Here is a 12001-nt window from a genome sequence, read left to right as displayed (position 1 = left end):
TATCAGGACCTATACCGTTTCAGATTCTTTCGAGTGTACGCGCTTCATAAAATCATTTACATCTGCAGGGACTTTCCGATCTAACAATGACACAATAATGACAGACAGGAAACCTACTGGAACTGTTATAATACCTGGAATTTTAAATTGTAAGAAACTCGGAAGTGTTCCTGGTAAAAAAATCATCCACATGGAGACAACAAGTCCAATCACCAATCCTGCAATAGCCCCTTTTTCAGTCATCCCTCGCCACCAAATTCCTAAGATGAAAATCGGTGTAAATGTACTCGCAGCAACTGTAAATGCTAAAGCGACTAAATGACCGATAGAAGCATCTTTAACAAGTAAACCTAGACCGCCATAAAGAATACCTAAAATAACAATAGCTACTTTTCCAGCAACTACTCGCTGTTTTTGCGTAATATCTTTTTTCATAAAGCTAGCATATAAATCATGTGCTAATGCACCAGAGCTTGTAATAAATAGGCCTGATAAATTAGAGAAGATAGCAGCAAATGCCCCAGCAATAACGAGGCCGAGAAGCCAGTCGCCTCCTAAGGCAAGCGCAGTTGTTGGAATAACCATGTTATTGCCACCAAGTACTAAATCTCTCATTACTTCTTCACTCGCACTACCTGAGATGAAAATAGCACGACCAACAACGCCTAAAAATACTGCTAATAAGAAAAACGTACTAGCAATTCCGATGGCCATTAAAGCGGATTTACGGGCAGCCTTAGCACTTGGATTTGTATAAAAACGCAATAAAATATGCGGTAACCCAATAGTACCTAGCGCTAAACCGATTGTCATACTGATTGTTTGCCAAAACGTTGGGAAATAAAAGCCTGTCCCCGTCCATGCTGCACCATCAAAGTTTACATCACTACCATCCAATGCATAAGGTGATGTACCTGTAATAGGACCGTTAAAAGAATTAATAGCTGCTAAAATTTTATCGTAATGCAAGCCCCCATACATTGCTGCAATAAGCATGACAATGAACGCACCTAGACGAATCCAAAGCTCGAGCGCCTGGTTGATTGTCGTCCCTTTCATTCCGCCTATTCCTACGTAGAAAATCATCACTACACATGTAAAGATAATGCCGAATTCATAAGATGTACCAAAAAACATACTTAATATTTGTGCTGCCCCTAATAGCTGTGGAGCCGCATAAAATCCTGAAATCGCTAAAACAACAATAACTGCGGCTAAGCGTGCTCGTCTACTATGAAAGCGATAGGCTAAAAAGTCTGCCACTGTAAATGCACCAAAGCGTCTTAATGGGCCCGCAACAAAAATAGCTAGTAAAGTTAAACCGATGGAGAAGCAAAATGCATAATATGCACCATCATAGCCTAACTGAAATGTTAAACCAGCAATTCCTAAAAATGTTGCTGCACTTAAATAGTCTCCTCCAATGGCTGACCCATTCGTAAACCATCCGAAACTCCGTCCCCCAACGAAGAAATCAGATGCCGTTGTATTTTTTTTCGTTAAATACGTAATGTACACAATCGTTCCCATTAGTGCAATGGTCAACAACATCTTTGGTTCTAATAGCGTCTCAATCATTCAACTGCCCCCTTTAATGAACTAGTTATTTGACATTTCATATTTTTTCAAACGTTTTTCATATAAAGCCGTATGCACATAAGCAATAACAAAGGCCATCACCATCATGACAATTGTTGTGACAAACCATGTTACAGTCATGCCTCCCCATACTTTCTTAAAGGCAAATTCAGGAGCGAACCAATTCATTACTGGGATACTAAAAATTAAAATAAAGTAAAATACCGTTAAGCTAAAGCCTGTAGTAAACTCATCCTTCATAATTTTATGTGTTGTCGGATCTAACGGTGGCAAATCTCTAACATCCACAGTTCCCGCTTCCACATACTCATAATCATGACTCCCCGCCATAGTACTAACCCCCTTTAGTCTAGGTGAATAATTATCTGAAATTTCAAATTATTATTCACTACAACTATTCTATTCTATTTTTCTAATAATATAGGTACAATATTTTGCTGTATTAGTACAAAATATTGCTATTTTAAGTTAAAATACTTTTATTAAACTTCTTTTTATTTTTGGATTTTAGAAAGGGGCTGTTTAGCATTTTAAACGTCGTATGGTACGTTGAGAATTCAATTGAGAAACAGCAAATGATAGGATGGTTAGAAGAATTCCTCCCGTATACATTTATCGAATGTACACAACCAAGCGCACAAGAGGTGGCAATTTTCGTCTATGAAATTAACCATTTATTTGATTGGGTAAAGGTCAAACGATTAAAGAAAAATTATCCTAATAGTATTATTGTCCCTATTGTTGCAGTACACTTAACCTATTCAGCAGGTATTGCCATTGAATTAAATTTACTAGCACTTCTTATTAAACCTTTGCAAAAACAAAAATTTTTACGAATTGTAAAAAAGCTTTATGCATCCTATAAAGATCAGCAAGCAAGTACCGTTACGATGCTTGAGCTGTCACAACAAATCCCTCACAATCATACATCACCATTTCGCGAAGCTTTTTTGAGACGGCTAATACGGGGAGAAATAAACAGTGAACAGGAAATTGTACAAGCTTCATCGTTTTTATCTTCTGACTGTATTCCAAATATCGTATTTTTAATCCAAGGCTATGTAGATGCTCAACAAAACCGACCGATACTACATGACGCAAGTAGTGTAATTACCAATATTTTTCGTCAGCATTTTTCGGACAAAGCCCCGCTGTCCTTTTTAAATTTTGAGCGATATTTATTAGTGCTCATGCGGATACCGCAGACGTATACATCATTTAAGCATTGGACAGATGGTGTCACTACTTTAATGGCTGTTATCGAACTTTTGAAAAGAGATTATAATATCCACCTTTTTATAGGCATCGGTGGTGTTTTTACGCACGCTATGCAAGTTAAAGAATCTTACAGTCAGGCTAGAAAAGCTCGTAGAAAACCACCTGTAGATAATATTCACATACGATTTTATGAAGATTTAACAAAACATGAACAGCTACAAAAGGCTATTCAATATATTGAGGAGCATTACGATGAGCAGCTAGTTGTTAGTGATGTCGCCAAATCAATTAATTTTAGTCCTACTCACTTTAGTCGCTTATTTAAAAAAGAAACTGGTCGTAATTTTGTTGATTATGTAGCGTTTACTCGCATTATTAAAACACTCCCTTCCTTACGCAAGTTTGACTACACCATTGAAAAAATTTCAGCAAGTTCTGGTTTTAATACACCCAATTATTACAGTCTTACTTTTAAAAAATATGTGGGGATTTCACCAACCGACTACCGCAATACAATTGAAATATTGTTTAAGTAAAGATGATACTGAATGTTTGGTTGCTAAACAGCTTCGTGCAGACTTCCTCGCTTACCTCCCATTCAATGATCCTTTCCACTATCGTACGAAGAAATCGGTATGTTCAAAGCTAGTCAAACATAAAAAAAGAGCAGTCGATTTCATCTCGACTGCTCTTTTTTATTTCATCATTTTTATACGTAATACTTCTCAACAACTTCTGCACAGCGAGCACATACTGTTGGATGTGCATCATTCGCTCCAACTGTTGCCGAAATTGACCAGCAACGCTCACATTTCTCACCTGTTGCTTTTTCAACAACAATTGATACATGTTCTAAAGCTAGTGCTTCAGCAGGAGCTGATTCGATTGGTGCTACCCCAAAATTAGAAACGATTGAAAGCTGTGCAAAATCAATGTTTGCATCATTTAATAATGCTAAAACTTCTGGTTTTGCATAAACTGTTACTTTCGCTTCAAGAGACTTACCAATTGTTTTTGCATTACGTGCTTCTTCTAATGCTTTTAGAATATCATCACGTACATCAATAATTGTTTCCCATTTTTCACGTAACTCATCGAAGTTTGCTTGCTCATCTACTGAAGGGAAGTCCGTTAATTGAACTGATACCTCTTCCACAACACCTTGTGCATGTAAATAAGACCAAACTTCATCCGTTGTATGTGGAATAATTGGTGTCATAATTTTTACTAATGTCATTAATGTATCGTAAATAACTGTTTGCATTGCACGACGATCGTGATTGTCATGACCTTCAATATAAACAACATCTTTAGCGATGTCCAAGTAGAATGAAGATAGTTCTACAGCAACAAAGTTATTAACCGCATGGTAGACAGCAGCAAAATCATAACGATCATAAGCGCTACGCACTGTTTTTAATACATCTTGTAGACGCATGTAAATGTATTGATCCATTTCACGTAAATCAGCATACGCTACACGGTCTTTTAGTGGATTAAAATCAGCTACATTGCCGTGTAAGAAACGGAATGTATTACGGATTTTACGGTACACTTCAGATACTTGCTTTAACATATCCATTGAAATACGAACATCAGCAGTATAATCTACTGAAGCTACCCATAGGCGTAAAATATCTGCACCGTATTGATCCATTACCTTTTGAGGAATAATTACATTTCCTAATGATTTACTCATTTTGCGACCATCGCCATCTAAAACGAAACCATGCGTTAATAGACCTTTATATGGTGCATAGCCATTAATTGCGACAGACGTAATTAATGATGAGTTAAACCAGCCACGGTGTTGGTCAGAGCCTTCTAAGTAAAGATCTGCTGGATATTTCATACCACGTTCTACTAGTACACCTTGGTGAGATGATCCAGAGTCAAACCATACATCCATAATATCGTTTTCTTTTGTGAATTCACCATTTGGACTACCTGGATGTGTAAAGCCTTCTGGTAATAATTCTTTTGCTGTCATTTGGAACCAAATATTTGATCCATGCTCACGGAATAGTGAAGAAATACGCGCAATTGTTTCTGGTGTAATAATTGGCTCACCATTTTCAGCATAGAAAATCGGAATTGGGACACCCCATGCACGTTGACGAGAAATAACCCAGTCTCCACGGTCACGAATCATATTATAAAGACGCGTTTCACCCCAAGCAGGTGTAAATGCTGTTGATTTAACCGCTGCTAATAATTCATCACGGAATGCATCGATTGACGCAAACCATTGTGGTGTTGCACGATAAATAACTGGTTTTTTCGTACGCCAGTCATGTGGGTAAGAGTGCGTAAAGAAGTTTAATTTTTCTAATGCGCCAACTTCTTCTAATTTGGCTGTAACCATTTTATTTGCATCATTGTAGAAGACACCTTCAAAGCCTGGTGCTTCATCAGTATAACAACCGCTATTATCCACTGGGCTAAGAATTGGTAAACCGTATAACTTACCAATTTGATAGTCATCTTCACCATGTCCAGGAGCTGTATGAACACAACCAGTACCCGCTTCAGCCGTAACGTGCTCACCGACCATGACAAGTGAATCACGGTCATAGAATGGATGTTGTGCTACGATGCGATCTAAAGCTTCCCCTTTTACTTCTTGGATCACTTCGTAAGATTCCCATTCAAGCTCTTTTGCCACTGTTTCAAGTAATTCTTTTGCAATAATGAACTTTTTATCCGCTACTGCTACAACAACATAGATGAATTCTGGATTTAGAGAAATCCCTAAGTTTGCTGGTAATGTCCAAGGCGTAGTAGTCCAAATAATAAATTGCGCATCAGCTGGTACAACACCTTTTGCATCTTTAATCGCAAAGCTTACATAAATAGAAGCTGATTTTACATCCTTATATTCAATTTCAGCCTCTGCTAATGCAGATTCTGAAGATGGTGACCAGTACACTGGTTTTAGGCCTTTATAAATATAGCCTTTTTCAGCCATTTTACCGAACACTTCAATTTGTCGAGCTTCAAATTCTGGTTTTAACGTAATATATGGGTTTTCCCAATCACCGCGAATTCCTAATCGACGGAATTGCTCACGCTGATTGTCGATTTGTTCATATGCATATTTTTCGCAAAGCTCACGGAATTCAGCAATGGACATTTCTTTACGTTTTACACCTTTGTTTGTTAACGCTTGCTCGATTGGTAAACCATGTGTATCCCAGCCAGGAATATAGTTAACATGGAAACCTGTCATTGAACGATGGCGTGTAATCATATCTTTCAGTACTTTGTTTAAGGCATGACCAATATGGATATCACCATTTGCATATGGAGGGCCATCATGTAGAACGTACTCAGGACGACCTGCTGTACGCTCCATTTGTAATTTATTGATGTCCATCTCATTCCATTTTTCTTGCATTTTTGGTTCATTCGCTGGTAAATTTCCACGCATTGGGAAATCCGTTTTTGGCATTAGTAAGGTTTCTTTATATTCAACCATTTGTTAATTCCTCCTTTATTTTTTGCAAACAGAGAACAATTGCTAAGCATTTCATTACATTGGACAAATTGTTGTGAGCACCAAGCAAAAGTAAATATGACACATCTTGTGCCAGTATTTTAAACTGCGCCTTTTTGCTATACTTTCCTAGTGACACGCAAAACAATCCAATAACAACAAAAAAGCCTCTCAATCCCTAAAAGGGACGAGAAGCTTGAACTCGCGGTACCACCCTAGTTGTAGTACATAATTGTACTACCGCTTGAAAGCACGTTAACGTTGTGCGCTCCGAAATAACTTACTTAACGTTCAGTTATTTAGCTCAGAAGTGATTTTCTTTGTTAATTGCTTGTTTGGGCTCCCACTATCCCCAAATCGCTTTACTACACCTAACAAATACTGTCTTCGTCTCTGCCTATATGCATATCTGTTCTTTTTAATTACTATGACAATAGTATATGGAAATCCATGTATGGCGTCAAGTCATATTCATTCGATGACTACTTCACTTTTTCGTCAATGGACCATTTAAATTTCTTCTGATTCTTGTGCATCCTCAACTGAAGACTGAATTTCTGTTAGATCAATATCATATTGCAATAAATGATCCCAGTCGTCTGCATTCAGTAAATCCAATTGTGCTTCGACAAGCATTTTAAAACGATTGCGGAAAACTTTGGACTGCTTTTTCAGCTCATCTATTTCTATTGTTACTTTACGTGCTTTCGTTAACGCCTCATTAATAATACGGTCGGCATTTTTTTCAGCTTCTTTTACAATTAGCTTTGCTTCTTTTTGTGAATTTCTTCGTACTTCATCTGCTGCCTCTTGTGCGACAACAATTGATTTTTGTAATGTTTCCTCTAAAGAATTAAAATGTCTCGCTTGCTCTAAAGCCATTTCTAATTGCTTATCGACATCTTTTTTTTCACGTAGTAATTTTTCATAATCTTTAATGATTTGATCTAAAAATTCATTTACTTCATCTTCAGCATATCCCCTGAAAGATTTTGTAAACTCCTTATTATGTATATCAATAGGTGATAATGGCATACGATCCTTCTCTCCTTTACAAGTACATTCGTAAGTTCTATTATACAATTGTTCTAACAACTTAGCAGTAAAAATAAATAGAAATTACATGTTTTTTAGCCTTTTTGGGTCAAACGACCGATTTGTAAACGAATTTTATCTTTCTTTGTTCGGCCTTCTGTCATTATTATTTTTACGCGACCACTACCTCGTACTGATAAAATATCACCTTCTTGACATTCAAATGCAACACTATCTCGTTCAGTCCAGTTTACACGCACTTTTTTTCCAGTAATAAGTGCTTGTGCTTTTTGACGAGACACTTTTAATACTGTTGCGATAATGACATCTAAACGCATAGAAGAAACGGTATGGGATTCTTCCTGCCAATCGTCTTCATTGTCAATAAGCGCTTGTGACTCTTTAATTGATTCTACGTGTACTTTTATTTTGCCTATCCCTGTTAAATGAAGGCGTACATAGTCTGCTACTTCTTCAGCCACAACAAACTGTACTTGTTGCTCATTCACCCGAATATCTCCGAATTTAGCTCTATCTAATCCTAATGATAATAGAGCACCGAGAACATCTGGATGGCGCAGTTGTACAAATCTTGCAGGATAGTGAATAGTAAATACTGTTAACTGATAATCTTCCGCTTGCGGTTCGAAATATGTCGGGAAAATTAGCATACGTTGACGTTCTGCTTCATGAAACAAGCCATCACTAGTCGTTTGAAGCATATTGTTCTGCGTAATAACAGACTTTACGATAAAGCGCTGCCTTGGATCTAAAAAATCTGTAAGTTTCGGAGCATAGCGATCTTCCACCTCACGTTGCCAGCTTACTACTTGCTCAATAAAAGGCTGCTCGTCCTTCCTAAAATGTTGTATTAAATGCTCCATTTATTGTTCACCCCATCTACCTCATCCAATTGAAACTATTAGTTTAGTTAAGTCTAGTATTCCCTTTTTACACAAAAAATCCCCACTAATTGTGAGGATTTTAACTAAAACATAAAGAATATTTTTTGAATCACAATAAAAAGCCCATTTTTAATAAAATTCAACATAAAAATTGCCACGATCGGAGAAATATCAACCATACCAATAGGAGGAATGATCTTTCTGAAAAGCCCTAAATATGGCTCGCATAGTCTTTCAAGAAAACGGCCAATCGCTGAACTTTGGGCGGCTGGTACCCAAGACATTAAAACATATGCTACTAGCATAAATGAGTACACAGTAAACGCTAAATCCACATAATGCAAAATTATATAAAAAGTCATATAAACTACAATCCTCGCTATTAATTATCGTCTAAAATAAAATTCGAAATTTCTCCAGATACTTCTACATTATCTGGTGTGCATAAAAATATATCTTTCCCTATACGCTGAATGTCTCCACCTAGCGCATAGACGGTACCGCTTAAAAAATCAATAATTCGAATACCTTGTTCTCGTTCGATTCGTTGCAGATTAACAATTGTTGCTCGTTTGTTTTTTAAGTTTTCAGCAATATCCTGAGCCTCTGCATAAACTCTCGGTTCTACCAATACAACCTTTGCACCTTTTGTATTCATAGCTGCTTGTAAACTAACAATATTATTATTGGCTGTTGTACTTTGCGGTACAATTTCATGAATCTGTGCCTTACGTTCTTTGATAACCTTTTTAGATGGTTTAGCTGCATGAATCGGTTGTTGTTGCACGGGTTGTTGCTGTTGAATAGGAGCTTGCGTGATTTCTTCTTCTAGTTCTTCTTCAAGATAAAAGAAGTTTTTAATTTTATTTTTCATGCTCATCCTGTTCCCCTCTTTCATTTCCAACAAGAGCCGTTCCGACTCGAACGAATGTAGCTCCTTCCTCTACCGCTATTTCAAAGTCATTAGACATGCCCATTGATAACTCGGTACAAGGCGCGTGTGCGAATCCTCGTTCGGCTATTTGCTGTTGACATTGTTTTAATTGTTTAAAAACAGAGCGAATAATTGATTCGTCCTCTGTATTTGGTGCCATAGTCATTAAACCTACAACTTGAATTTTCGAGAAGTTTTGTAAAGATTCAATAAAAGTTACTGCGTCCTCTGGTGTTAAACCATGTTTTGATTCTTCACCTGACACATTAACTTGTACAAAACATTTTACCTGTTTTGTTGCTCTTTTTTCAATTTCTTCTGCTAAGCTTAGACGATCCAATGAATGTAAGTAATCAATTTCATTAATAACTTGTTTTACTTTTCGCGTTTGTAGTGATCCAATATAATGCCAATGTACATTAGCTTGAATGGCTTCAATTTTTTGTTTTAAGCCTTCAGGACGATTTTCACCTAAATGTATAAGCCCTGCATCAATTGCTTCTTGTGTTCTCTCAACGGAAACCTCTTTCGTAACAGCAATAATTTGAACATTAGTTGCCTCACGATTTGAACGCTGTTGTGCTGCTTGTATTTGATTATTAATTTTGTCTAAATTTGTTAAGATTTTCGTCACTTTTTTCCCAACTTTACAACTTAGTTTCCTTTATTGTAACAAGCAACTCTTTATTTATCAATGAATAGCCTGACCTATAAATGCTTATACATTTTCGCTGCTCACACTAAATGAGGGGCTACAGACTTACTGTTCGGAAAATAGGAGCGAGCAGCACAAATGCCATGTTTCTACGATAATGCCTTTACTAGAATGACATCTTTGCCGACTACAAGAACATCCTTCATATACACTTTTCTAATCGATTCTTCGCCTCTGAAGAACCCTAAATATTTTCGAGGCTCTGCAATCATAAACGCCGTTACATAGCCCGTTTCTTTTGATACTTCTGCATCTACAACAAAGCCTAAAAAACGTCCATTCCCTGCTTCTATTACTTCTTTTTGCTGTAACATTGAGAAACGCATTTGTATCCCTCCTACTAAATCAATTACCATTGTGTTTATGTTGAGCTAAAACAATTACAATGCTTTTTGATTAGTTGCAGTATTGCATATAAAAATGTATGACTACAATCTTCATGTTTAGACGAACGCAATGAAGATAAAATGCGCACCGAAGTTTCGGGTGCGCATTGTCTACTTACTTATAATCTTTCTGCATTGTTTCAATGGCATTTTTTTCTAGACGTGAAATTTGCGCTTGAGAAATCCCTAATTCTTTTGCAATTTCAGTTTGTGTCTCACCATAATAAAAACGCTTAGCTACTATCATTTGCTGACGTACATCCAATTTTTGCAAGCTATCCTTTACTGACACGTAGGCAACCCATTGATCTTCCGATACATCATCATCCCGTAATTGGTCCATCATATAAACAGCGTCTCCACCGTCTGCATAAATGGGCTCTTGTAATGAAACTGGGTCTTGAATGGCATCTAAAGCAAATAATACATCTTCCTTTTTCATGTCAATCATTTCTGCGATTTCTTCAATCGTTGGTTCACGCAAATTGTCGGTTATCCATTGTTCCTTTGCCTGCATCGCCTTATACGCAATATCTCTAAGAGAACGAGAAACACGTAGTGCATGATGATCACGCAGATGGCGACGAATTTCACCAATGATCATTGGTACAGCATATGTTGAAAATCGTACATTATGCTTCAAATCGAAATGATCAATAGCTTTCATGAGGCCAATACAGCCTACCTGAAATAAATCATCTGCCTGTTCACCCCTGTAGGCAAATCGTCCGACAATACTTAGCACTAACCTTAAATTGCACATTACAAGCTCTTCCCGAATCTCGGTTTCTCCTGCTTGTAATCGAATGAAGAGTTCCTTCATTTCTTCGTGCTTTAAAATTGGCAAAGTCGATGTATCTAAGCCGCAAAGATCTACTTTTGTTCGCATATTCGATTCCTCCGGATGTTATTCTCTGACTAAACCGTTACATCAGTTTGTCCGACAGAATCGAGAATATGCAGAAAAAATGCGTCCAATTTTAGGTAGGATAAATTTCCCTCTCTAAGATATTGGCTGATTCAAATTTTCTCGTAAATCTTGTATAATTTTCTTTTCTAACCTTGAAATATATGATTGCGAAATGCCTAAATGATCTGCTACTTCTTTTTGCGTCATTTCGATTTTACCGTTTAATCCGAAACGACATTCCATAATATATCGTTCACGTGCACCTAATAAATTAATGGCATGGAACATATGCTGACGTTCAATTTTCTTTTCAACATTGTCTAAAATAATATGTTCCTCTGTCCCTAAAATATCAGACAATAATAACTCATTTCCATCTGCATCAGAATTTAGTGGTTCATCTAGTGAAACTTCACCCTTCATGCGACTTGTTTTACGTAAATGCATCAAAATTTCGTTTTCAATACAACGTGATGCATACGTTGCAAGTTTAATATTTTTATCGGTATTGAACGTTTCAATCGCCTTTATTAAACCAATCGAACCAATACTAATTAAATCTTCAATCGGCGTACCCGTATTATCAAAACGTCTAGCAATATAAACAACAAGACGTAAGTTACGTTCAATAAGTGTATCTCTAGCTCGTAAATCTCCGTTCATAAAGGATGCAATGACTGTGACTTCTTCTTCTCGACTTAGTGGCACTGGCAATGAATCATTTCCCCCTATATAGTACGTTTCACGACTCCGAAACTTACCCCATAATTTTTTCAAGCTAGCAAGTAGCCTAAGAAGCAATA

12 protein-coding genes and 1 other annotated feature are annotated in these 12001 nt (G+C 37.0%); of the genes, 1 reads left to right on the top strand and 11 read right to left on the bottom strand.

Annotation, left to right across the window (positions count from 1 at the left end):
• Positions 1 to 9: 9 nt before the first annotated feature.
• The gene (locus FH508_RS05010; RefSeq protein WP_173477839.1) at positions 10 to 1578 is read right to left on the bottom strand and encodes a sodium/solute symporter; all 1569 of its coding nucleotides are present in this window, start codon (positions 1576 to 1578) and stop codon (positions 10 to 12) included.
• A 21-nt stretch (positions 1579 to 1599) separates the two neighbouring features.
• The gene (locus FH508_RS05005) at positions 1600 to 1929 is read right to left on the bottom strand and encodes a DUF485 domain-containing protein (RefSeq protein WP_173477840.1); all 330 of its coding nucleotides are present in this window, start codon (positions 1927 to 1929) and stop codon (positions 1600 to 1602) included.
• Positions 1930 to 2174: 245 nt separating this feature from the next.
• Here FH508_RS05005 and FH508_RS05000 point away from each other — a divergent pair, with 245 nt between their 5' ends.
• Complete coding sequence (locus FH508_RS05000; RefSeq protein WP_173478120.1) at positions 2175 to 3353, top strand: AraC family transcriptional regulator; 1179 nt, start codon at positions 2175 to 2177, stop codon at positions 3351 to 3353.
• A 173-nt stretch (positions 3354 to 3526) separates the two neighbouring features.
• Here FH508_RS05000 and ileS read toward each other — a convergent pair whose 3' ends face one another.
• The 9 genes from ileS to sigE form a co-directional block, all read right to left on the bottom strand.
• Positions 3527 to 6295, bottom strand: coding sequence for an isoleucine--tRNA ligase (gene ileS / locus FH508_RS04995; RefSeq protein WP_173477841.1), 2769 nt, complete (start codon positions 6293 to 6295; stop codon positions 3527 to 3529).
• Between the two features lie 198 nt (positions 6296 to 6493).
• Positions 6494 to 6716 (bottom strand) — a binding site (T-box leader).
• A gap of 107 nt (positions 6717 to 6823) precedes the next feature.
• Complete coding sequence (locus tag FH508_RS04990) at positions 6824 to 7348, bottom strand: DivIVA domain-containing protein (RefSeq protein ID WP_173477842.1); 525 nt, start codon at positions 7346 to 7348, stop codon at positions 6824 to 6826.
• A gap of 95 nt (positions 7349 to 7443) precedes the next feature.
• Positions 7444 to 8232, bottom strand: coding sequence for a YlmH family RNA-binding protein (locus tag FH508_RS04985; protein ID WP_173477843.1), 789 nt, complete (start codon positions 8230 to 8232; stop codon positions 7444 to 7446).
• Between the two features lie 104 nt (positions 8233 to 8336).
• Complete coding sequence (locus FH508_RS04980; protein ID WP_173477844.1) at positions 8337 to 8615, bottom strand: YggT family protein; 279 nt, start codon at positions 8613 to 8615, stop codon at positions 8337 to 8339.
• Between the two features lie 20 nt (positions 8616 to 8635).
• Positions 8636 to 9133 carry a cell division protein SepF gene (locus FH508_RS04975; RefSeq protein ID WP_173477845.1) on the bottom strand — a complete coding sequence of 166 codons (498 nt, stop codon included), beginning with the start codon at positions 9131 to 9133 and terminating at the stop codon, positions 8636 to 8638.
• Entirely contained in the window at positions 9117 to 9821 is a 705-nt protein-coding gene (locus FH508_RS04970; protein ID WP_173477846.1) for a YggS family pyridoxal phosphate-dependent enzyme, read from the bottom strand. The genes FH508_RS04975 and FH508_RS04970 overlap by 17 nt, the downstream gene beginning before the upstream one ends.
• A gap of 170 nt (positions 9822 to 9991) precedes the next feature.
• Complete coding sequence (locus tag FH508_RS04965) at positions 9992 to 10228, bottom strand: YlmC/YmxH family sporulation protein (protein ID WP_173477847.1); 237 nt, start codon at positions 10226 to 10228, stop codon at positions 9992 to 9994.
• A gap of 175 nt (positions 10229 to 10403) precedes the next feature.
• Entirely contained in the window at positions 10404 to 11177 is a 774-nt protein-coding gene (gene sigG / locus FH508_RS04960; RefSeq protein ID WP_173477848.1) for an RNA polymerase sporulation sigma factor SigG, read from the bottom strand.
• 114 nt (positions 11178 to 11291) lie between these two features.
• Positions 11292 to 11999: an RNA polymerase sporulation sigma factor SigE gene (sigE, locus tag FH508_RS04955; protein WP_024362133.1), complete on the bottom strand. Its 708-nt coding sequence runs from the start codon at positions 11997 to 11999 to the stop codon at positions 11292 to 11294.
• Positions 12000 to 12001 lie beyond the last annotated feature (2 nt).

Source organism: Lysinibacillus sp. CD3-6 (genome assembly GCF_006351725.2).
GTDB lineage: Bacteria > Bacillota > Bacilli > Bacillales_A > Planococcaceae > Lysinibacillus.
This window is presented reverse-complemented; position numbering and strand designations above follow the sequence as displayed.